General features: G+C 51.7%; 20 protein-coding genes and 4 tRNA genes. 23 read left to right on the forward strand and 1 reads right to left on the reverse strand.

Annotated elements, in window-relative coordinates; translation table 11 throughout:
* Positions 1–7 precede the first annotated feature (7 nt).
* A complete protein-coding gene (pyrB, locus tag CKV94_RS05645; protein ID WP_003824679.1) occupies positions 8–928 on the reverse strand; it encodes an aspartate carbamoyltransferase in 921 nt (306 codons plus the stop codon).
* On the opposite strand from pyrB, the gene CKV94_RS05650 reads away from it, so the two are divergent.
* The 23 genes from CKV94_RS05650 to rpoC all read left to right on the forward strand — a co-directional run bounded on the left by CKV94_RS05650 (position 927) and on the right by rpoC (position 22,782).
* The gene (locus CKV94_RS05650) at positions 927–1,181 is read left to right on the forward strand and encodes a hypothetical protein (RefSeq protein WP_003824681.1); all 255 of its coding nucleotides are present in this window, start codon (positions 927–929) and stop codon (positions 1,179–1,181) included. The genes pyrB and CKV94_RS05650 overlap by 2 nt on opposite strands.
* Entirely contained in the window at positions 1,174–2,709 is a 1,536-nt protein-coding gene (locus CKV94_RS05655; protein WP_003824682.1) for a helicase HerA-like domain-containing protein, read from the forward strand. The genes CKV94_RS05650 and CKV94_RS05655 overlap by 8 nt, the downstream gene beginning before the upstream one ends.
* Positions 2,710–3,023: 314 nt before the next feature.
* Entirely contained in the window at positions 3,024–3,395 is a 372-nt protein-coding gene (gene rpsL / locus CKV94_RS05660) for a 30S ribosomal protein S12 (protein ID WP_003824684.1), read from the forward strand.
* Positions 3,396–3,512: 117 nt separating this feature from the next.
* Entirely contained in the window at positions 3,513–3,986 is a 474-nt protein-coding gene (gene rpsG, locus CKV94_RS05665; protein WP_023887596.1) for a 30S ribosomal protein S7, read from the forward strand.
* 18 nt (positions 3,987–4,004) lie between these two features.
* Positions 4,005–6,110, forward strand: a complete 2,106-nt coding sequence (gene fusA, locus CKV94_RS05670; RefSeq protein ID WP_003824686.1) for an elongation factor G — start codon at positions 4,005–4,007, stop codon at positions 6,108–6,110.
* Between the two features lie 133 nt (positions 6,111–6,243).
* Positions 6,244–7,428 carry an elongation factor Tu gene (tuf, locus tag CKV94_RS05675; RefSeq protein WP_003825050.1) on the forward strand — a complete coding sequence of 395 codons (1,185 nt, stop codon included), beginning with the start codon at positions 6,244–6,246 and terminating at the stop codon, positions 7,426–7,428.
* Between the two features lie 16 nt (positions 7,429–7,444).
* Entirely contained in the window at positions 7,445–7,756 is a 312-nt protein-coding gene (rpsJ, locus tag CKV94_RS05680; RefSeq protein WP_002642322.1) for a 30S ribosomal protein S10, read from the forward strand.
* A gap of 162 nt (positions 7,757–7,918) precedes the next feature.
* On the forward strand, positions 7,919–8,485 hold the full coding sequence (gene rsmD, locus CKV94_RS05685; protein WP_003823684.1) for a 16S rRNA (guanine(966)-N(2))-methyltransferase RsmD: 567 nt from the start codon (positions 7,919–7,921) through the stop codon (positions 8,483–8,485).
* Positions 8,486–8,621: 136 nt separating this feature from the next.
* Positions 8,622–8,879, forward strand: a complete 258-nt coding sequence (locus CKV94_RS05690) for a YfhL family 4Fe-4S dicluster ferredoxin (protein ID WP_003823685.1) — start codon at positions 8,622–8,624, stop codon at positions 8,877–8,879.
* A 105-nt stretch (positions 8,880–8,984) separates the two neighbouring features.
* A tRNA-Tyr gene (locus CKV94_RS05695) sits at positions 8,985–9,068 on the forward strand.
* Positions 9,069–9,091: 23 nt separating this feature from the next.
* Positions 9,092–9,165: transfer RNA gene (locus tag CKV94_RS05700), tRNA-Gly, on the forward strand.
* A gap of 13 nt (positions 9,166–9,178) precedes the next feature.
* Positions 9,179–9,253, forward strand: a tRNA-Thr gene (locus CKV94_RS05705).
* Between the two features lie 45 nt (positions 9,254–9,298).
* Positions 9,299–10,483: an elongation factor Tu gene (gene tuf, locus CKV94_RS05710; RefSeq protein WP_003825050.1), complete on the forward strand. Its 1,185-nt coding sequence runs from the start codon at positions 9,299–9,301 to the stop codon at positions 10,481–10,483.
* Positions 10,484–10,490: 7 nt separating this feature from the next.
* Positions 10,491–10,566, forward strand: a tRNA-Trp gene (locus CKV94_RS05715).
* A gap of 82 nt (positions 10,567–10,648) precedes the next feature.
* Positions 10,649–11,095 (forward strand): preprotein translocase subunit SecE, encoded by a 447-nt coding sequence (secE, locus tag CKV94_RS05720; RefSeq protein ID WP_003823687.1) that lies wholly within the window; start codon positions 10,649–10,651, stop codon positions 11,093–11,095.
* Between the two features lie 17 nt (positions 11,096–11,112).
* Positions 11,113–11,655, forward strand: a complete 543-nt coding sequence (gene nusG / locus CKV94_RS05725; RefSeq protein WP_003823689.1) for a transcription termination/antitermination protein NusG — start codon at positions 11,113–11,115, stop codon at positions 11,653–11,655.
* A gap of 100 nt (positions 11,656–11,755) precedes the next feature.
* Positions 11,756–12,187 (forward strand): 50S ribosomal protein L11, encoded by a 432-nt coding sequence (rplK, locus tag CKV94_RS05730; protein WP_035573849.1) that lies wholly within the window; start codon positions 11,756–11,758, stop codon positions 12,185–12,187.
* A complete protein-coding gene (gene rplA / locus CKV94_RS05735; protein ID WP_003823691.1) occupies positions 12,187–12,882 on the forward strand; it encodes a 50S ribosomal protein L1 in 696 nt (231 codons plus the stop codon). Before rplK ends, rplA begins: the two co-directional genes overlap by 1 nt.
* A 233-nt stretch (positions 12,883–13,115) precedes the next feature.
* Complete coding sequence (rplJ, locus tag CKV94_RS05740) at positions 13,116–13,619, forward strand: 50S ribosomal protein L10 (RefSeq protein WP_023887603.1); 504 nt, start codon at positions 13,116–13,118, stop codon at positions 13,617–13,619.
* A 45-nt stretch (positions 13,620–13,664) separates the two neighbouring features.
* Positions 13,665–14,036, forward strand: a complete 372-nt coding sequence (gene rplL, locus CKV94_RS05745) for a 50S ribosomal protein L7/L12 (RefSeq protein ID WP_003823693.1) — start codon at positions 13,665–13,667, stop codon at positions 14,034–14,036.
* A 193-nt stretch (positions 14,037–14,229) separates the two neighbouring features.
* Positions 14,230–18,411: a DNA-directed RNA polymerase subunit beta gene (gene rpoB / locus CKV94_RS05750; protein ID WP_003823694.1), complete on the forward strand. Its 4,182-nt coding sequence runs from the start codon at positions 14,230–14,232 to the stop codon at positions 18,409–18,411.
* Positions 18,412–18,471: 60 nt separating this feature from the next.
* On the forward strand, positions 18,472–18,594 hold the full coding sequence (locus CKV94_RS11530; protein WP_256388662.1) for a hypothetical protein: 123 nt from the start codon (positions 18,472–18,474) through the stop codon (positions 18,592–18,594).
* 12 nt (positions 18,595–18,606) lie between these two features.
* A complete protein-coding gene (rpoC, locus tag CKV94_RS05755) occupies positions 18,607–22,782 on the forward strand; it encodes a DNA-directed RNA polymerase subunit beta' (protein ID WP_003823696.1) in 4,176 nt (1,391 codons plus the stop codon).
* Positions 22,783–22,907 lie beyond the last annotated feature (125 nt).

Consider the following 22,907-nt stretch of genomic DNA (forward strand, 5'->3'; position numbering starts at 1 on the left):
ATTGACGTTATACGCTTTCGTTTAACACTAATGACAGCATGGCCATGCGTGCGAATACACCGTTTTTTGCTTGTTCAAAGTAGTAAGCATAAACCGTGCCATCCACGTTGGGATGGATTTCGTCGACGCGGGGCAGGGGGTGCAGTACGCGCAGGTTGGGTTTGGCTTGGGCGAGGGTGGTGGCTTCGAGGTTGAATTTACCTTGGATTTTGGCGAATTCTTGTTCGTCGAAGCGTTCGCGCTGCACGCGGGTCATGTAGAGGATGTCGGCGTGGCGGGCGGCTTCTTCGAGGCTGGGCAGGATTTGGTAGCGGCAGCCGGCTGCGTCGAGCTCTTCGGTGATGTAGTCGGGCATGGCGAGGCTGGGCGGTGAGACGAAGATGAATTCGGCTTGGTGCCGTTTCATGGCTTGGGCGAGGGAATGGACGGTGCGGCCGTATTTGAGGTCGCCGGCCATGGCGATAACGAGCTTGTCCAGCCGGCCTTGGGTTTCTTGGATGGTAACGAGGTCGAGCAGGGTTTGGCTGGGGTGCTGGTTGGTGCCGTCGCCGGCGTTGATGACGGGCACGGCGGAGAATTCGGCCAGCACGCGGGCGGCGCCGTCTTTGGGGTGGCGGATGATGATGGCGTCGGTGTAGCTGGAGATGATGCGGGCGGTATCGGCCAAGGTTTCACCTTTTTTGGCGCTGGTGTTGGCGCCGTCGGAAAAACCGATAACTTTACCACCGAGCCGCTGTACGGCGGTTTCGAAGGAGAGGCGGGTGCGGGTGGAGGGCTCGAAGAAGCAGGAGCCGATGAGCCGGCCTTCAAGTAAGTTGCGGCGCGGTTCGCGCTTGAGGCGCAGGGCGGTATCCAGCAGGCATTCGAGCTGTTCGTTGCTCAGGTCAGGAATGGAGATGAGGTGCTGGCCGTAGAGTGGGTTGGGCATGGGTGGCTCCGGGCGGGTTGGCAAACGGGCGTATTATGCGCTGTTTGCCGGGAAGAGGCTACCTGAAAACGGTGTTGATGGCAGCGGCTGTATTGGAGATGCCTTATATTTTCAGGTGGCCTCTTTCAAATCGGCAATTAGGCTACCTGAAAACATGCTCTCTCCGCAGCCAAACAAATTTGCCGTCAAACGCCGCAATTCCGTTACAATATCGCCCGTTATCAATTTTCAGTTGGAGAGGCGCAATGGCTGAATTCCACATTGCCAAAACCGTGGCCGAAGGCCGCGATTTATGCTTGCTCGGCCAAATGGCCAACCGCCACGGCCTGATTGCCGGCGCCACCGGCACGGGCAAAACCGTTACTCTGCGTAAAATGGCCGAAGGCTTCAGCGCGCAAGGCATTCCCGTGTTTATGAGCGATGTGAAGGGCGATCTCTCCGGCATCGCCAACCCGGGCGACGGGCAGGGCAAGGTGGGCGAGCGCATGGCTCAATTCGGGCTGGATGCGGAAGGCTACCTGAAAGGCTGCCCGGTGCGTTTTTGGGATGTATACGGCGAAACCGGCATTCCCGTGCGCGTAACCATTTCCGAAATGGGTCCCCTGCTGCTCTCCCGCCTGATGGGGCTGAACGACACGCAGGAAGGCCTGCTCAACCTGGTATTCAAAGCCGCCGACGACAAAGGCTGGCATCTGATCGATTTGAAAGACCTGCGCGGCATGCTGCAATACGTGGCTGAGCACGCCAAGGAATACCGCACTCAATACGGCAATGTTTCCGCCGCCAGTGTCGGCGCCATTCAGCGCCAGCTGTTGCAGTTGGAAAGCGAGGGCGGCGATGTGTTTTTTGGCGAGCCGGAGCTTAATCTGCAAGACTGGCTGCAAACCGAAGGCGGGCAGGGCGTAATCAATATCCTGAATGCCGAAAAACTGATGCGCTCGCCGCGCCTCTATAGTGCGTTCTTGCTGTGGTTTTTGGCCGAACTGTTTGAAACCCTGCCCGAAGCCGGCGATTTGGACAAACCCAAATTCGTTATGTTCTTCGACGAGGCTCATTTGCTGTTCGACAACGCAGCCGACACCCTGCTCAAGCAAGTCGAGCAAGTGGTGCGCCTGATCCGTTCCAAAGGCGTGGGCGTTTATTTCGTTACCCAAAACCCGCTCGATTTGCCCGACTCCGTGCTCGGCCAGCTCGGCAACCGCGTGCAGCACGCCCTGCGCGCCTTTACCCCGCGCGATCAAAAAGCCGTGCGTGCTGCCGCCGAAACCTTCCGCAGCAATCCGAATTTGGATGTGGCGCAGGCGATTACCGAATTGGGCGTGGGCGAGGCGCTGGTGTCTTTCCTTGATGAAAAAGGCATGCCCGGCATCGTGGAGCGCGCCTTCATCTTGCCGCCGCAATCCCAGCTTGCCCCGCTTTCCGCCGCAGAACGCGACAGCCGTTTCCAAAACGACATCCTTTACCGCCACTACAAAGATGCGGTGGACAACTTCTCCGCCTACGAAGCCTTGCAGCAGCTGGAGCAGGAACAGGCTGCCGCCGCTCAGGCAGAAGCCGAAGCCAAAGCACAAAATGCCGCTACCGCGTCTGCCCAAAAAGCCGAAAGCAACAAAGGCGGCGTGCTGGACGGTTTCCTCGGCGGCCTATTCGGCAGCCGCAAACGTGCCAACCAAGGCTTGGGCTACGATTTGGCCGATTCGCTCGGCAGCCAGGTGAACAAGCAGATCACCCGCAGCATCACCCGTAGCATCATGGGCGTGATCCGCAATGCGATAAAGTAAAGTGCCTGAAAGCTGTAGCCGGGTTTGTTGCTAGAGGCAGGGACTCGGCCAAGCCAAAAGCAGATGCTTTATATATAGCTATTAAGAGGCTACCTGAAAACAGGCTAGGACAGTTTCAGGTAGCCTCGTTGTTTGGCTGGTTGATGCGGAGAGCCTCTCTGCTTCTGTGCAGAAAACAACATCTCCACCCGTAAACCACGAAAAGCTAAGGTATATTCCGCTGCTGCCATTGACCCGCTGCTTGCAAAAGAACTATAATTCCGCTCTTGCCGGCATGGTGTCGGCAAATATTTAACTCAACAGGACGAGAAAATATGCCAACTATTAACCAGTTAGTACGCAAGGGCCGCAAAAAGCCCGAGTACGTAAACAAGGTGCCCGCACTGGAAGCTTGCCCGCAAAAACGCGGCGTATGCACCCGTGTGTACACCACTACTCCGAAAAAACCGAACTCCGCTTTGCGTAAAGTGTGCAAAGTGCGCCTAACCAACGGGTTTGAAGTGATTTCATATATCGGCGGTGAAGGTCACAACTTGCAAGAGCACAGCGTGGTGCTGATCCGCGGCGGTCGTGTGAAAGACTTGCCGGGTGTGCGCTACCACACTGTTCGTGGTTCTTTGGATACTGCCGGCGTGAAAGACCGCAAACAGGCACGCTCCAAATACGGTGCTAAACGCCCGAAATAATTTTTTAATACAGGCACGTCGGCCGTTATTGCTGATATAAGCCGGCCGAGTAAGTGAATGCTCCCCAATGGGCATTCGCGGGAATCATCCCAGCTGAATAGATTAAAGGAAATTGAAATGCCAAGACGTAGAGAAGTCCCTAAGCGCGACGTATTGCCGGATCCGAAGTTCGGCAGCGTTGAACTGACCAAGTTTATGAATGTCTTGATGGTTGACGGTAAAAAATCGGTTGCCGAGCGCATCGTGTATGGTGCTCTGGAGCAAATTGCCAAGAAAGTACAGGGCAAAGAGGCAATCGAAGTGTTTAACGAAGCCATCGACAATGCCAAACCCATCGTGGAAGTGAAAAGCCGCCGTGTTGGTGGTGCTAACTACCAGGTTCCTGTTGAGGTTCGTCCTTCCCGCCGTTTGGCCTTGGCAATGCGCTGGGTGCGCGATGCAGCCCGCAAGCGTGGCGAAAAATCCATGGATTTGCGCCTGGCCGGTGAGTTGATTGATGCCGCAGAAGGCCGTGGCGGCGCCATGAAAAAACGTGAAGAAGTACACCGCATGGCTGAAGCCAACAAAGCCTTCTCTCACTTCCGCTTCTAATTTTGAAAGGCGATTGAAATGGCTCGTAAAACCCCGATTAATTTGTACCGTAATATCGGTATTTCTGCCCACATTGATGCGGGTAAAACCACTACTACCGAACGTATCCTGTTCTACACTGGCTTGACCCATAAATTGGGTGAAGTGCATGACGGTGCCGCTACTACCGACTACATGGAACAAGAGCAAGAGCGTGGTATTACCATTACCTCTGCTGCTGTAACTTCCTATTGGTCTGGTATGGCGAAGCAGTTTCCTGAGCATCGTTTCAACATCATTGATACCCCCGGACACGTTGACTTCACCGTAGAGGTGGAGCGTTCTATGCGTGTATTGGACGGCGCAGTAATGGTTTACTGTGCGGTAGGTGGTGTTCAGCCTCAGTCTGAAACTGTGTGGCGCCAAGCCAATAAATACCAAGTTCCGCGCTTGGCATTTGTAAACAAAATGGACCGTCAAGGTGCCAACTTCTTCCGCGTAGTTGAGCAGATGAAAACCCGTCTGCGCGCCAATCCCGTGCCAATCGTGATTCCGGTTGGTGCCGAGGATAAATTCGAAGGCGTAGTGGACTTGCTGAAGATGAAAGCCATTATTTGGAATGAAGCCGACAAAGGCGTAACTTTCGAATATGACGATATCCCGGCTGATTTGGTTCCGACTGCCGAAGAGTGGCGTCAGAATATGATCGAAGCCGCCGCCGAAGCCAGCGAAGAGTTGATGGACAAGTACTTGGGTGGTGAAGAGCTGTCTGAAGAAGAAATCGTTGGCGCGCTGCGTCAGCGTACGTTAGCCGGTGAAATCCAGCCGATGTTGTGCGGTTCTGCATTTAAAAACAAAGGTGTTCAGCGTATGTTGGATGCCGTGGTTGAACTGCTGCCTGCTCCGACCGACATTCCTCCAGTTCAAGGTGTTAACCCTGATACTGAAGAAGCCGACAGCCGCCAAGCCAGTGATGACGAGAAATTCTCCGCTTTGGCTTTCAAGATGCTGAATGATAAATACGTTGGTCAACTGACCTTTATCCGTGTTTACTCTGGTGTGGTGAAATCTGGCGACACTGTTCTGAACTCTGTTAAAGGCACTCGTGAGCGTATCGGCCGTTTGGTGCAGATGACTGCCGCTGATCGTACTGAGATTGAAGAGGTACGTGCTGGCGACATCGCTGCTGCTATTGGTTTGAAAGACGTAACCACTGGTGAAACTCTGTGTGCAGAAAATGCCCCGATTATCTTAGAACGCATGGAATTCCCCGAGCCGGTAATCCACATTGCCGTTGAGCCGAAAACTAAGGCCGACCAAGAGAAAATGGGTATCGCTCTGAACCGTTTGGCTAAAGAAGACCCGTCTTTCCGTGTGCGCACTGATGAAGAATCTGGCCAAACCATTATTTCCGGTATGGGCGAGCTGCACTTGGAAATTATCGTGGACCGCATGAAGCGTGAGTTCGGTGTGGAAGCTAATGTGGGTGCACCGCAGGTGGCCTACCGCGAAACCATCCGCAAAGAAGTGGAATCCGAAGCTAAACACGTTAAACAGTCTGGCGGTAAAGGTCAGTATGGTCACGTTGTGATCAAAATGGAACCGATGGAGCCGGGTGGTGCAGGCTATGAATTTATCGATGAAATTAAAGGTGGTGTGATTCCGCGCGAATTCATCCCGTCTGTCGATAAAGGTATCCGCGACACTCTGCAAAATGGTATCGTAGCCGGTTATCCGGTGGTAGATGTTCGCGTCCGCCTGACTTTCGGTTCTTACCACGATGTGGACTCTTCGCAAATTGCGTTTGAATTGGCCGCTTCTATGGCATTCAAAGACGGTATGCGTAAAGCCTCTCCGGTACTGCTGGAGCCGATTATGGCTGTGGAAGTAGAAACTCCGGAAGACTACATGGGCGATGTAATGGGCGACTTGAACCGTCGCCGTGGCATCGTATTGGGTATGGACGACGACGGTATCGGCGGTAAGAAAGTACGTGCTGAAGTGCCGTTGGCTGAGATGTTCGGTTATTCAACCGACCTGCGTTCCGCTACCCAGGGTCGCGCTACCTACACCATGGAGTTCAAGAAATACGCAGAAGCTCCGGCTCATGTGGCAGAAAAAGTAGTAGCAGACCGCAAAGGTTAACTTTGCAATCTAGGCTGTTCTTTGAGATGGGCAGCCGTTTACAGGCTACCTGAAAACTATTTCAGGTGATGAAGCTAATTTTCAGGTAGCCTTTGTTCTTTTAATCGATCTTTATATGAAAAGGAATTAGCTCATGGCTAAGGAAAAATTTGAACGTAGCAAACCGCACGTAAACGTTGGCACCATCGGTCACGTTGACCATGGTAAGACCACGCTGACAGCAGCATTGACCACTATTCTGGCTGAAAAATTCGGCGGTCAAGCTAAAGCTTATGACCAGATTGACAATGCCCCGGAAGAAAAAGCCCGCGGTATTACCATTAACACCGCCCACGTAGAATACGAAACCGAAGGTCGCCACTACGCTCACGTAGACTGCCCCGGTCACGCCGACTACGTAAAAAACATGATTACCGGTGCTGCCCAAATGGACGGTGCCATCCTGGTGGTATCCGCTGCTGACGGCCCCATGCCTCAGACTCGCGAACACATCCTGTTGGCTCGTCAGGTAGGTGTACCCTACATCCTCGTATTCATGAACAAATGCGACATGGTAGATGATGCCGAGCTGCTTGAGTTGGTTGAGATGGAAATCCGCGACCTGCTCTCCAGCTATGACTTCCCTGGTGACGACTGCCCGATCGTACAAGGTTCCGCTCTCAAAGCCCTCGAAGGCGATGCCGGTTACAAAGAAAAAATCTTCGAACTAGCTGCTGCTTTGGATAGCTACATCCCCACTCCTCAACGTGCTGTAGACAAACCCTTCCTGTTGCCGATCGAAGACGTATTCTCTATCTCCGGCCGTGGTACCGTAGTAACCGGTCGTGTAGAGCGCGGCATCATCAAAGTAGGTGAAGAGATCGAAATCGTTGGTCTGAAGCCCACTCAGAAAACTACCTGTACTGGCGTGGAAATGTTCCGCAAACTGCTGGACGAAGGTCAGGCCGGTGACAACGTAGGCGTACTGCTGCGCGGTACCAAACGTGAAGAAGTTGAGCGTGGTCAAGTATTGGCTAAACCCGGCACCATCACTCCGCACACCAAGTTCAAAGCCGAAGTATACGTATTGAGCAAAGAAGAAGGTGGTCGTCACACCCCGTTCTTTGCCAACTACCGTCCACAGTTCTACTTCCGTACTACTGACGTAACCGGTGCTGTAGAGCTGGAGCCTGGTGTAGAAATGGTTATGCCTGGTGAGAACGTAACCATCACCGTAGAACTGATTGCTCCGATTGCTATGGAAGAAGGTCTGCGCTTTGCGATTCGCGAAGGTGGCCGTACGGTAGGTGCCGGTGTGGTGGCTTCCGTGATCGCTTAAGAAGGATATCGAATAAATGGCAAATCAAAAAATCCGTATCCGTCTGAAAGCTTATGATTACAGCCTGATTGACCGTTCTGCTCAGGAAATCGTTGAAACTGCCAAGCGCACTGGTGCTGTGGTAAAAGGTCCGATTCCGTTGCCGACCAAAATCGAGCGTTTCAATATCCTGCGTTCTCCGCACGTGAATAAAACTTCACGTGAACAATTGGAAATCCGCACTCATCTGCGCTTGATGGATATTGTGGATTGGACTGACAAGACCACTGATGCACTGATGAAGCTGGATTTGCCGGCCGGTGTGGACGTGGAAATCAAAGTTCAGTAATCTGCTTGCAGATAATATCAAAGCCGAACGGAATCTCCGTTCGGCTTTTTGTGACCAAGAGCCTTACTTAGTAGGGTAAATTGATACTATATGGAAGGGCGGCATTTAGCTATTCTATGGAAATAGGCAGCTATGAGTTTTCCTCATTTTTGTGGAGCAGGTATGCAAAAACAAAATAAGCACAATAAACACAAAAATCAAATCCGTATTATTGGTGGGGAGCTGCGCGGGCGGAAAGTTCGGTTTGCTGATGCAGAAGGCTTGCGCCCAACCGCAGATAGTGTGCGGGAGCGTTTATTTAACTGGTTGGGACAGGATTTAACCGGTCAAGTGGTGTTGGATTTGTTTGCTGGTAGCGGAGCCTTGGGTTTTGAGGCTGCCTCGCGAGGGGCGAAACGGGTTGTGTTGGTAGAAAATAATCGGCGGACTGCTGCAAGTTTACAACAGCAAATACAAGAATTGAGGCTACCTGAAAGAATGAAGGTTGAATCCATGGATTCTTTTGTGTTTTTAGAAAAAACACAAGAGCAATTTGATGTGGTGTTTTTGGATCCACCATTTGCTTGGCAGAGATGGGTTGAGCTTTTTATGTGCTTGGAGCAGCGTTTGCATAGTGGTGCATATATATATGCTGAAGCAGGAGACTTGCCTGTTTGGCCTGATTATCTGTTGGAGTTGAATGCCGGGCAATCAGGATTAAGTAAATATGCGCTGCTCAAGAAGAAATGAAGCTGGATTGTTTTAATAATTGTTATCAAAGAAGAAAATTTTATATTTTGCCAAGGGAGAGGCTACCTGAAAGCTGGTCTGTGCTATAATCCCGCCCCTTAATTTTGGATAACTTAGAAGATATTAAGAGGAAAACATGTCTCTTTTTATTACAGATGAGTGCATCAATTGTGATGTATGTGAGCCAGAGTGCCCAAATGATGCCATTTCGCAGGGTGAGGAGATCTATGAGATCGATCCTGATCTGTGTACGCAGTGTGTTGGGCATTACGATGAACCGCAATGCCAGCAAGTGTGCCCAGTAGACTGTATTTTGATTGATGAGGAACACCCAGAAACTGAGGAGCAGTTGCGAGAGAAGTATGAAAAGATTATTTTGTTGAAAAATGGGTAGGATTTAATTTCAATTAAAAATATTGACTTGCGGCTAGTTCTGAAAAAAAGAATAAATTTTGCTTGACGATTGGTCAGGAAAGCCGCTATATTTCTTTTCTCTTTTGGTGGGATTCCCGAGCGGTCAAAGGGGGCAGACTGTAAATCTGTTGCGAGAGCTTCGAAGGTTCGAATCCTTCTCCCACCACCAATTACTATGTTGGGGCATCAAGGGCGGGTGTAGCTCAATGGTAGAGCAGAAGCCTTCCAAGCTTACGGTGAGGGTTCGATTCCCTTCACCCGCTCCAATAAATTTTTAAGGCCCATGTAGCTCAGGGGTAGAGCACTCCCTTGGTAAGGGAGAGGTCGGCAGTTCAAATCTGCCCATGGGCACCATCTATTTCTATCCCTTTGTTTACTTCAAGCTAATAGGAAATTGCCATGGCTAAGGAAAAATTTGAACGTAGCAAACCGCACGTAAACGTTGGCACCATCGGTCACGTTGACCATGGTAAGACCACGCTGACAGCAGCATTGACCACTATTCTGGCTGAAAAATTCGGCGGTCAAGCTAAAGCTTATGACCAGATTGACAATGCCCCGGAAGAAAAAGCCCGCGGTATTACCATTAACACCGCCCACGTAGAATACGAAACCGAAGGTCGCCACTACGCTCACGTAGACTGCCCCGGTCACGCCGACTACGTAAAAAACATGATTACCGGTGCTGCCCAAATGGACGGTGCCATCCTGGTGGTATCCGCTGCTGACGGCCCCATGCCTCAGACTCGCGAACACATCCTGTTGGCTCGTCAGGTAGGTGTACCCTACATCCTCGTATTCATGAACAAATGCGACATGGTAGATGATGCCGAGCTGCTTGAGTTGGTTGAGATGGAAATCCGCGACCTGCTCTCCAGCTATGACTTCCCTGGTGACGACTGCCCGATCGTACAAGGTTCCGCTCTCAAAGCCCTCGAAGGCGATGCCGGTTACAAAGAAAAAATCTTCGAACTAGCTGCTGCTTTGGATAGCTACATCCCCACTCCTCAACGTGCTGTAGACAAACCCTTCCTGTTGCCGATCGAAGACGTATTCTCTATCTCCGGCCGTGGTACCGTAGTAACCGGTCGTGTAGAGCGCGGCATCATCAAAGTAGGTGAAGAGATCGAAATCGTTGGTCTGAAGCCCACTCAGAAAACTACCTGTACTGGCGTGGAAATGTTCCGCAAACTGCTGGACGAAGGTCAGGCCGGTGACAACGTAGGCGTACTGCTGCGCGGTACCAAACGTGAAGAAGTTGAGCGTGGTCAAGTATTGGCTAAACCCGGCACCATCACTCCGCACACCAAGTTCAAAGCCGAAGTATACGTATTGAGCAAAGAAGAAGGTGGTCGTCACACCCCGTTCTTTGCCAACTACCGTCCACAGTTCTACTTCCGTACTACTGACGTAACCGGTGCTGTAGAGCTGGAGCCTGGTGTAGAAATGGTTATGCCTGGTGAGAACGTAACCATCACCGTAGAACTGATTGCTCCGATTGCTATGGAAGAAGGTCTGCGCTTTGCGATTCGCGAAGGTGGCCGTACGGTAGGTGCCGGTGTGGTGGCTTCCGTGATCGCTTAAAGGTTAGAGGCCAGTAGCTCAATTGGTAGAGTATCGGTCTCCAAAACCGAGGGTTGGGGGTTCGAGACCCTCCTGGCCTGCCAAAAGAAAGACTAACCGGCCTGCCGGTTAGTCTTTTGTTTTATGCTGTTTTATAAAGAACTATGAAGTTTGGGGTGGTTGCAAATGAGTGATCGTAAGCAGAAAGTAAAAGAGATGTCCGTTGCTTCGTTGAAGCAGGCTCACCAGGAGTTGCGTAATCGGGGGCAGGGTGCTCAACGTAAGACTGGAAGAGGAAATGGGGCTAAATTATTTTTGGCAGCTGCTTTGGTTATTGGTGGGGCGATTGGTTTTTCATTTCTGTCTCAGCAGCCGCTATATGTACGAGGTGCCATTTTAGGGGTCTCGTTGTTACTCTCTGGGCTAATTGTTTTCTTCTGGTGTGATACTGGTCCTGGGTTAATTCGGTATATCAAGGATTCTGTTGTTGAGATTAAGAAGGTTGTTTGGCCGCCTAAAAACGAGGCTTGGCGCAATACATTCTTTGTTTTGATCTTCACGGCAGTGCTAACTTTATTTTTGTGGTTGGTGGATTCTTTTTTGGTGTGGTTATTTACGAAAATTGCTGAGTAATTTGCAGGGGCGAGAAAATGGCTAAAAATTGGTATGTCATCCAAGCTTATTCTGGGTTCGAGAAGAATGTGCAGAAGACTCTGAAGGAGCGGATCGCAAGAGAGGGAATGGAGGGGCTTTTTGGTCAGATTCTGGTGCCAGTTGAAGAGGTTGTTGGTATTAAGAATGGTCGGAAGACAGTTAGTGAGCGTAAGTTTTTTCCAGGTTATGTGTTGATAGAAATGGAAATGACTGATGAATCATGGCACTTAGTCAAGAGTACACCTAGGGTTAATGGGTTTATTGGGGGTACTGCTAACCGTCCTTTGCCAATTTCTCAACGAGAAGTTGATGCGATAATATCTCAGGTGTTGGCTGTTGCTGGCTCTGAGAAGAAGCCTAAGCCGCGAGTTGAGTTTATGGTGGGGCAGCAGATCAGGGTGAGCGAAGGTCCATTTTCTGATTTTAACGGGTTGGTTGATGTTGTTGATTATGAACGCAATAAGTTGCGAGTTTTGGTGCAAATTTTTGGTCGAGAAACGCCTGTTGAGTTGGATTTTAGTCAGGTAGAGAAGATTTAGTCTGATTGCTTGGCAACAAGTAGGATTTTATTTATAATATACGGCTTGATTTTTTGGGGAGCAGAATTTCTGCGTATTACCCGTTATTTAGGAGCTAAATGTGGCAAAGAAAATTGTAGGTTATATTAAGTTGCAGATTCCTGCAGGGAAGGCTAATCCTTCTCCTCCAGTTGGTCCGGCACTGGGTCAGCGTGGTTTAAATATTATGGAATTTTGTAAGGCATTTAATGCGGCTACGCAAAATGTGGAGCCTGGATTGCCGATTCCTGTGGTAATTACTGCGTTCGCAGATAAGTCTTTTACATTTGTAATGAAGACTCCTCCGGCCAGTATTTTGCTGAAAAAAGCTGCTGGTTTGCAAAAAGGCAGTTCAAATCCGTTGACTAGCAAGGTTGGTAAGGTTACTCGTGCCCAGTTGGAAGAAATTGCCAAGACCAAAGAGCCGGATTTGACTGCGGCTGATTTGGATGCGGCAGTTCGTACTATTGCTGGTTCTGCCCGTTCCATGGGCTTGGATGTGGAGGGTGTGTAATGGCTAAGTTATCTAAACGTTTCCAGGGTTTGCGCTCTTCTATTGATTCAAATGTGCACTATTCAATTGATGAAGCAATTGAATTGGTGAAGAAAACTGCTACAGCCAAATTTGATGAGTCTGTTGATGTTGCTATCAATTTGGGCGTGGATTCGCGTAAATCTGATCAGGTAATCCGTGGATCTGTTGTGTTGCCAAAAGGTACCGGTAAAACTGTTCGTGTGGCAGTGTTTACTCAGGGTGCCAATGTTGAGGCTGCAAAAGAAGCAGGCGCTGATGTGGTTGGGTTTGAGGATCTGGCTGCAGAAGTAAAGGCAGGAAATTTAGATTTTGATGTTGTTATTGCCTCTCCTGATGCGATGCGTATCGTTGGTCAGCTGGGTACTATCTTGGGGCCGCGCGGTTTGATGCCAAATCCGAAGGTGGGTACGGTTACGCCAAATGTGTCAGAAGCTGTGCGTAATGCCAAGGCTGGTCAGGTTCAGTATCGCACTGATAAGGCTGGCGTGGTGCATGCTACCATTGGCCGCGCTTCTTTTGCGGCGGCTGATTTGCGCGAAAACTTTAATACCCTGTTGGATGCAGTGGTGAAGGCGAAGCCAGCTGCTACTAAGGGTCAGTATTTGAAGAAAATCGCATTATCTAGCACTATGGGTCCTGGTGTCCGTGTGGATGTTGGTAGTGTGTCTAGTTAGAAGAAGTTTTCAGGTAGCCTTTGCGAGCTGCTGAGGCTACCTGAAATATGGACTGCTTATGCTTGATTGTAAGTAGAGTCCAAGACCGTAGGGATCGTAAGATTTAATATTTTACCCTACGTAGACGGTGGTCCTGAGATTATGAGCAAGCAATTGCTTGCAAAATGTCTTTTCAGGTTGCCGAGCTGGTGGGTGCCGTTAGGCATTCTTTGATAAACAGTAGGAGGTAGACCTTGAGTCTTAGTATTGAAACTAAAAAAGCAGTTGTGGAAGAGATTGTTGCTGGTATCGGCAACGCTCAGACCATGGTGCTTGCCGAATACCGCGGTATCAGCGTTGCTAGTATGACCGAATTGCGTGCCAATGCTCGTAAGGAAGGTGTGTACTTGCGTGTTTTGAAAAACACGTTGGCTCGTCGTGCGGTGGAAGGCACTCCTTTTGCTGGGTTGGCTGAGCATATGGTTGGCCCGTTGGTATATGCAGCGTCTGAAGATGCTGTAGCTGCTGCAAAAGTGTTGCACCAATTCTCTAAAAAAGATGAGAAGCTGATCATTAAAGCAGGCTCTTATGACGGTGCAGTAATGGATGCCGCTCAGGTGGGTCAGCTGGCTGCAATTCCGAGTCGTGAAGAATTGTTGTCCAAATTGCTGTTCCTCATGCAGGCTCCGTTGTCTGGCATGGCTCGCGGCTTGGCTGCTCTGGCTGAGAAAAAAGCTGCTGAAGAAGCATCTGCTTAACTATTTTTATATTTTACTTATTCATTCAATTAGGAGTTTGATAGCATGGCTATTACTAAAGAAGACATTTTGGAAGCAATCGGTGGTTTGACTGTAATGGAGTTGAACGACTTGGTAAAAGAATTTGAAACCAAGTTTGGCGTTTCTGCTGCTGCCGTTGCTATTGCTGCTGGTCCTGGTGCTGCTGGTGGTGAAGCTGAAGCCAAGTCTGAGGTAGACGTTATTTTGGCCGCCGCTGGCGATCAAAAAGTAGGCGTGATTAAAGTGGTTCGTGCCATTACTGGCTTGGGCTTGAAAGAAGCTAAAGACATGGTTGATGGCGCTCCGAAGACCATTAAAGAAGGCGTTACTCCTGCTGAAGCTGAAGAAATCAAGAAACAGCTGGAAGAAGCTGGCGCCAAAGTGGAAATCAAATAAGTATTTTCTCGCTAACAGGCTGGCAGGTATCTGCCAGCCTTGTTTCGCTTGGAGATTAGGATTAAGTAATAATTTACATATATTTGCTATCTAAGCCGGCTTTTGTGGCAAATATATGTAAATTTTAGAGCAGTGATGTGATGCTGCTGCTCAAGTGGGAATCAATTCCTCTCATTATCCGGAGTGTTCAACAATGAGTTATTCAGTTACTGAAAAAAAACGTATCCGAAAGAGCTTTGCTAAACGCGATAGCGTGCTGGAGGTGCCATATTTGCTGGCGACCCAGCTGGAGTCTTACCGAAAATTTCTTCAGCAAGAAACTGCTTTTGATAAGCGTTTGGATGAAGGCTTACAGGCTGCATTCAATTCTATTTTCCCGATTGTGAGCCATAACGGATATGCGCGGTTGGAGTTTACTCATTACATCTTGGGTGAGCCATTATTTGATATTGCCGAGTGCCAACTACGTGGTATCACTTACGCGGCTCCTTTGCGCGCCCGTATCCGCTTGGTGATTTTAGATAAAGAATCTTCTAAGCCCAATGTGGTGAAAGAAGTGCGCGAGAATGAAGTTTATATGGGCGAAATCCCACTGATGACCCCTTATGGCTCATTTATTATTAATGGAACCGAACGTGTAATTGTGTCTCAGCTGCACCGTTCACCGGGTGTATTCTTTGAACATGACCGGGGTAAAACCCACTCTTCAGGTAAACTGCTGTTTTCTGCACGTATTATTCCCTATCGCGGCTCATGGCTGGATTTAGAGTTTGATCCAAAAGACCTGCTCTACTTCCGTATCGACCGCCGCCGCAAAATGCCAGTAACCATTTTGCTGAAAGCATTGGGATACAGCGCTGAACAGATCTTGGATACCTTCTACGACAAGGAAACATTCTATCTAAGCAAAGATGGTGTAGAGACCGAGCTAGTCTTGTCGCGATTGAAGGGCGAAACCGTAAAAACCGATATTTGCGATGCAGACGGTAAAGTGCTGGTTGCTGCGGGCAAACGGGTTACTGCCAAAGGGTTGCGAGATATTGAGAAAGCTGGCTTGAAGCGCCTGCGGGTGGATGCTGAGGCTTTGATCGGCAAAATGTTGGCTAAAGACGTTATCGTGCCCGATACCGGTGAAATTCTTGCATCGGCCAATAGTGAAATTACCGAAGAATTGCTGGCACAGCTGGAAATTCATGGCGTGAATGAAATCCAAACCCTATATATCAACGAATTAGGATATGGCGGCTATATTTCCTCTACATTGCAAGTGGATGAAACTGCCGACCAAATGGCCGCACGTATCGCTATTTACCGCATGATGCGTCCCGGCGAGCCGCCTACTGAAGAAGCGGTAGAAATGCTGTTTGATCGCTTGTTCTTCAATGAGGCCAGCTATGATCTGTCGCGCGTTGGTCGCATGAAATTCAATACCCGCACCTACGAGCAAAAACTGTCTGAAGACCAGCAGCAATCGTGGTATGGCCGCCTGTTGAATGAAACTCTGGCCGGTGCGGCTGAAAAAGGCGGGTTTATCCTCAGCACCGAAGACATTGTTGCCTCCATTGCCACGCTGGTTGAATTGCGCAACGGCCATGGCGAAGTGGATGATATTGACCACCTAGGTAACCGCCGTGTGCGCTCTGTGGGTGAGCTGACCGAAAACCAGTTCCGCTCTGGCTTGGCTCGTGTGGAACGTGCAGTAAAAGAGCGCCTAAATCAGGCGGAAGCCGATAACCTGATGCCGACCGATTTGATCAATGCCAAACCGGTATCGGCGGCGATCAAAGAATTTTTCGGCTCCAGCCAATTGTCACAGTTTATGGATCAAACCAATCCGTTGTCGGAAGTGACCCATAAACGCCGTGTGTCGGCACTTGGCCCGGGTGGATTGACTCGTGAACGTGCCGGCTTTGAAGTGCGCGACGTACACCCGACCCACTATGGCCGTGTGTGCCCGATTGAAACGCCTGAAGGCCCGAACATCGGCCTGATTAACTCATTATCGGTTTATGCACGTACCAACGATTACGGTTTCTTGGAAACTCCGTACCGCCGCGTGGTAGACGGCAAGGTCACCGATGAAATCGACTATCTGTCTGCCATTGAAGAAGGCCGTTATGTGATTGCGCAGGCCAACGCCGAAGTGGATAAGAAAGGCTACCTGAAGGGCGATTTGATTACCTGCCGCGAAAAAGGCGAAACCATCATGGCCAGTGCCGACCGCGTGCAGTATATGGACGTGGCTACCGGCCAAGTGGTATCCGTAGCCGCCTCGCTGATTCCCTTCTTGGAGCACGATGACGCCAACCGCGCCTTGATGGGTGCCAACATGCAACGTCAGGCCGTGCCCTGTTTGCGTGCCGAAAAACCGTTGGTAGGTACCGGTATTGAGCGCTCCGTGGCTGTGGACTCTGCCACCGCTATCGTGGCTCGTCGCGGCGGCGTGGTGGAATACGTGGATGCTAACCGTATCGTGGTACGCGTGCACGACGAAGAAACTGTAGCCGGTGAAGTGGGTGTGGACATCTATAACCTGGTGAAATTCACCCGCTCCAACCAATCTACCAATATCAACCAACGCCCGGCAGTGAAAGCCGGCGATGTGTTGCAGCGCGGCGATTTGATTGCCGACGGCGCCTCTACCGACTTGGGCGAACTCGCGCTTGGTCAGAACATGACCATCGCCTTCATGCCTTGGAACGGCTACAACTACGAAGACTCGATTCTGATTTCCGAGAAAGTGGCTGCCGCCGACCGCTACACCTCTATCCACATCGAAGAACTCAATGTGGTGGCGCGTGACACCAAACTGGGTGCGGAAGAAATCACCCGCGATATTCCCAACCTGTCTGAACGTATGCAAAACCGTTTGGACGAAAGCGGCATTGTATATATTGGCGCCGAAGTGGAAGCGGGCGACGTATTAGTGGGCAAAGTAACGCCCAAAGGCGAAACCCAGCTCACGCCGGAAGAAAAACTGCTGCGTGCCATCTTCGGTGAAAAAGCCTCCGATGTGAAAGATACCTCGCTGCGTATGCCCACCGGCATGAGCGGCACGGTAATCGACGTACAGGTATTCACCCGCGAAGGCATCCAGCGCGATAAGCGTGCACAATCCATTATTGATGCCGAGCTGAAACGCTACCGCTTGGATTTGAACGACCAACTGCGTATTTTCGACAACGATGCCTTCGACCGTATCGAGCGCATGATTGTTGGCCAAAAAGCCAATGGCGGTCCGATGAAACTGGGCAAAGGCAAAGAAATTACTGTCGAATACCTGGCTTCTCTGCCGACCAAGCACGATTGGTTCGACATCCGTCTGTCAGACGAAGAGCGGGCCAAACAGCTTGAATTGATTAAGCTCAGCCTGCAGCAGAAACGCGAAGAGGCCGACGAGCAATACGAAATCAAGAAGAAAAAAATGACCCAGGGCGACGAGCTGCCGCCCGGTGTGCAAAAAATGGTCAAAGTGTTCATCGCCATCAAACGCCGCTTGCAGGCTGGCGACAAAATGGCCGGCCGCCACGGTAACAAAGGCGTGGTATCGCGCATTCTGCCGGTGGAAGACATGCCCTACATGGCCGATGGCCGCACCGTGGACATCGTGCTCAATCCGTTGGGCGTGCCTTCGCGTATGAACATCGGTCAGATTTTGGAAGTACATTTGGGCTGGGCTGCTAAAGGCATTGGTCAGCGTATTGAAAAAATGTTGGCCGAACAGCGTAAAATGAAAGAAATCCGCGCCTTCTTGGAAAAACTCTACAACGGCAGCGGCAAGAAGGAAGACCTGAAATCGCTCAGCGACGAAGAAATCCTCACTTTGGCCGAAAACCTCAAGGGCGGTGCTACCTTCGCTTCGCCGGTGTTCGACGGTGCCAAAGAGCAGGAAATCTACGACATGCTCGAATTGGCCTACCCAAGCGACGACCCCGAGGTGCAGAAACTGGGCTTCAACGACACCAAGACCCAAATCACCCTGTACGACGGCCGCTCCGGCGAACCGTTCGACCGCAAGGTAACCGTGGGCGTGATGCACTATCTGAAGCTGCACCACTTGGTGGACGAAAAAATGCACGCTCGTTCAACCGGCCCGTACTCGCTCGTTACCCAGCAGCCGCTCGGCGGTAAAGCCCAGTTCGGTGGCCAGCGTTTCGGTGAGATGGAGGTGTGGGCTCTGGAAGCCTATGGCGCCGCCTACACGCTGCAGGAAATGCTGACCGTGAAATCGGACGACGTAACCGGCCGTACGAAGATGTATGAAAACATCGTTAAAGGCGAACACAAAATCGAAGCCGGCATGCCCGAATCGTTTAACGTGTTGGTAAAAGAAATCCGTTCGCTGGGCTTGGATATCGATATGGAGCGGTATTAAACGGGGCTTTTCAGGTAGCCTCAGAGGCTACCTGAAAATAGAAACGGCCACTGTGCCGGCGTGATATTTCCCGTCGAGCCGCCGTTTGCCGCCGGGCAAGAATCCGGCCAAGCCGCCCGCCCATATTTTTCAGGTAGCCTCAAAGGCTGTCTGAAACAGAGTGAGCAAAATACAAAATCCTGATTGGGAGCAAAAATGAATCTGTCGAACCTGTTTAACCCCCTGCAAGCTGCCGGCATGGAAGAAGAATTCGATGCCATCAAAATCGGCATTGCTTCGCCCGAAACCATCCGCTCTTGGTCGTACGGCGAAGTGAAGAAGCCGGAAACCATCAACTACCGTACCTTCAAGCCGGAGCGCGACGGCTTGTTCTGCGCCAAAATCTTCGGCCCGGTAAAAGACTACGAATGCTTGTGCGGCAAATATAAGCGTTTGAAATTTAAAGGCGTAACCTGCGAAAAATGCGGCGTGGAAGTTACCCTTTCCAAAGTGCGCCGCGAGCGCATGGGGCATATTGAGCTGGCTGCGCCTGTTGCCCATATTTGGTTCTTGAAATCATTGCCTTCCCGCCTCGGCATGGTATTGGACATGACCCTGCGCGATATTGAGCGTGTGCTGTATTTCGAAGCCTTTGTGGTAACCGACCCCGGCATGACCTCGCTGCAACGCCGCCAGCTGCTGACTGAAGAAGACTACTACGCCAAGCTGGATGAATACGGCGAAGACTTCGATGCCAAAATGGGTGCCGAAGGTATTCGCGAACTGTTGCGTTCGCTGGACGTGCCGGCCGAAATCGAAATCCTGCGCCAGGAATTGGAAAGCACCGGCTCCGAAACCAAAATCAAAAAGCTGGCCAAACGCCTGAAAGTACTGGAAGCCTTCCAGCGCAGCGGCATGAAGCTGGAATGGATGATTATGGACGTGCTGCCCGTGCTACCGCCCGATTTGCGTCCGTTGGTGCCGTTGGACGGCGGTCGTTTTGCCACTTCGGATTTGAACGACCTTTATCGTCGCGTGATCAACCGCAACAACCGTCTCAAACGCCTGCTGGAGCTGCACGCACCCGACATCATCGTGCGCAACGAAAAACGCATGTTGCAGGAAGCAGTAGACAGCCTGTTGGACAACGGCCGTCGCGGTAAAGCCATGACCGGCGCCAACAAACGCCCGCTCAAATCGCTGGCCGACATGATTAAAGGTAAAGGCGGCCGCTTCCGTCAAAACCTGTTGGGTAAACGCGTAGACTACTCCGGCCGTTCCGTGATTACCGTAGGCCCCTACCTGCGGCTGCATCAGTGCGGCCTGCCCAAACGCATGGCCTTGGAATTATTTAAACCGTTCATCTTCCACAAACTGGAAGTGCGCGGCGAAGCGGCTACCGTGAAAGCGGCGAAAAAGCTGGTGGAGCAGGAAGTGCCGGTGGTGTGGGATATTTTGGATGAAGTGATCCGCGAACATCCGATTATGCTCAACCGCGCCCCGACCCTGCACCGCCTAGGTATTCAGGCTTTTGAGCCGATTCTGATTGAAGGCAAGGCCATTCAGCTGCACCCCTTGGTGTGCGCCGCGTTCAACGCCGACTTCGACGGTGACCAAATGGCCGTACACGTGCCGTTGAGCCTGGAAGCACAAATGGAAGCCCGTACCCTGATGCTGGCCTCCAACAACGTGCTCTCGCCCGCCAACGGCGAGCCGATTATCGTGCCGTCTCAAGATATCGTATTGGGTCTCTACTACATGACCCGCGACAAAATCAACGGCAAAGGCGAAGGCAGCCTGTTCTCCGACGTGAAAGAAGTGCACCGTGCTTACTACACCAAGCAGGTGGAATTGGGCACCAAAATCACCGTTCGTTTGCAGGAATGGGTGAAAAACGACCAAGACGAGTTCGAGCCGGTTACCAACCGCTACGAAACCACGGTTGGCCGTGCCTTATTGTCCGAAATCCTGCCCAAAGGCCTACCGTTTGAGTACATCAACAAGGCACTGAAGAAAAAAGAAATCTCCCGCCTGATTAACGCTTCGTTCCGTCTGTGCGGCTTGCGCGATACGGTAATTTTTGCCGACCACCTGATGTACACCGGCTTCAGCTTCGCAGCCAAAGGCGGCATCTCCATCTGCGTGGACGATATGGAAGTGCCGAAAGAGAAAGCCAAGCTCTTGGCCGAAGCCAACGCCGAAGTGAAGGAAATTGAAGACCAATACCGCCAAGGTTTGGTGACCAACGGCGAGCGCTACAACAAAGTGGTGGATATTTGGGGCCGTGCCGGCGATAAAATTGCCAAGGCGATGATGGACAACCTTTCCAAACAGAAAGTCATCGACCGCGAAGGCAAAGAAGTGGATCAGGAGTCGTTCAACTCGATCTACATGATGGCCGACTCCGGTGCGCGTGGTTCTGCCGCTCAGATTAAACAGCTTTCCGGTATGCGCGGTTTGATGGCCAAGCCGGACGGTTCGATTATCGAAACCCCGATTACCTCCAACTTCCGCGAAGGCCTCACCGTATTGCAATACTTTATCGCCACCCACGGTGCGCGCAAAGGTCTGGCCGATACCGCGTTGAAAACCGCCAACTCCGGTTACCTGACCCGCCGCCTGGTGGACGTAACCCAAGATTTGGTGGTGGTGGAAGACGATTGCGGCACCAACGACGGTTTCGTAATGAAAGCCGTGGTACAGGGTGGTGATGTGATTGAAGCCCTGCGTGATCGCATTTTGGGCCGAGTAACCGCGCAAGACGTGGTGGATCCGTCCAGCGGCGCTACCTTGGTGGAAGCTGGCACCCTGCTCAACGAGCAGTTGGTGGATCTGATCGACCGCTCCGGCGTGGATGAGGTGAAAGTCCGCACCCCGATTACCTGTAAAACCCGTTATGGTTTGTGCGCCAAGTGCTACGGTCGCGATTTGGCACGCGGCAAACTGGTGAACACCGGCGAAGCCGTGGGCGTGATTGCCGCCCAATCCATCGGTGAGCCCGGTACACAGCTGACCATGCGTACCTTTCACATCGGTGGTGCCGCCTCCCGTGCCGCCGCCGCCAGCCAAGTGGAAGCCAAATCCAACGGTACCGCCCGTTTCAGCAGCCAGATGCGTTATGTGGCCAACAACAAAGGCGAATTGGTAGTGATCGGCCGTTCGTGCGAACTGGTGATTCACGACGAAGTGGGTCGCGAGCGCGAACGTCACAAAGTGCCCTATGGTGCCACTTTGTTGGTGCAGGATGGCTCTGCGGTGAAAGCTGGCCAAACCCTGGCCACTTGGGATCCGCATACCCGCCCGATGATTACCGAATACGCCGGCCGTGTGCGCTTTGAAAACGTGGAAGAAGGCGTAACCGTTACCCGTCAAACCGACGAAATCACCGGTCTCTCCACTTTGGTGGTGATCGACGGCAAACGCCGCTCCAGCACCAGCAAGCTGCTGCGCCCCACCGTGAAACTGTCGGACGAAAACGGCGAAGAAGTTACCGTGCCCGGTACCGAAACCCCCGTTTCTATGGCCTTCCCCGTGGGTGCAGTGATTACCGTGCGCGAAGATCAGGAAGTGGGCAAGGGCGACGTGCTGGCGCGTATCCCGCAGGCTTCCTCCAAAACCCGCGATATTACTGGTGGTCTGCCGCGCGTGGCCGAGCTGTTTGAAGCCCGCGTGCCCAAAGATGCCGGCATGTTGGCCGAAGTAACCGGCACGGTGTCTTTCGGTAAAGAAACCAAAGGCAAACAGCGTTTGGTGATTACCGACTTGGAGGGTGCGGCACACGAAACCCTGATTTCCAAAGAGAAACAGATTCTGGTGCACGACGGCCAAGTAGTGAATCGTGGCGAGATTATCGTAGACGGCTCGGTTGATCCGCACGACATCCTGCGCCTGCAAGGCATCGAAGCGCTGGCACGCTACATCGTGCAAGAAGTGCAAGAAGTGTACCGCCTGCAAGGTGTGCGCATTTCCGATAAGCACATTGAAGTGATCATCCGCCAGATGCTGCGCCGCGTGAACATTGCAGACGCCGGCGAAACCGGTTTCATCACCGGTGAGCAGGTGGAGCGTGGCGACGTAATGCAGGCCAACGAACGCGCCGTTGCCGAAGGCAAAGAACCGGCACGCTTCGACAACATCCTGCTGGGTATCACCAAGGCTTCGCTCTCTACCGACAGCTTCATTTCCGCGGCTTCCTTCCAGGAAACCACCCGCGTGCTCACCGAAGCCGCCATCATGGGCAAAAAAGACGACCTGCGCGGCTTGAAGGAAAACGTGATTGTCGGCCGCCTGATCCCGGCCGGTACCGGGCTCACTTACCATCGCAGCCGCCGTGCGCAGTGGCAGGCGCATCACGAAGCGCAAGTGAACGAGCAGGTGGATGAAGCCGAATAAGAGGCTACCTGAAAAGCAAAAGGCTGAAACCGTAATAAGCGGGTTCAGCCTTTTTCGTGGGCGGATGGTTTGGCTGGCTGAGGGGGTTTGGTTTTCAGGTAGCCTGCTATAGCTGGGGCAATGAT

It is taken from the genome of Eikenella corrodens (assembly GCF_900187105.1).
In the GTDB taxonomy this organism is placed as follows: domain Bacteria; phylum Pseudomonadota; class Gammaproteobacteria; order Burkholderiales; family Neisseriaceae; genus Eikenella; species Eikenella corrodens.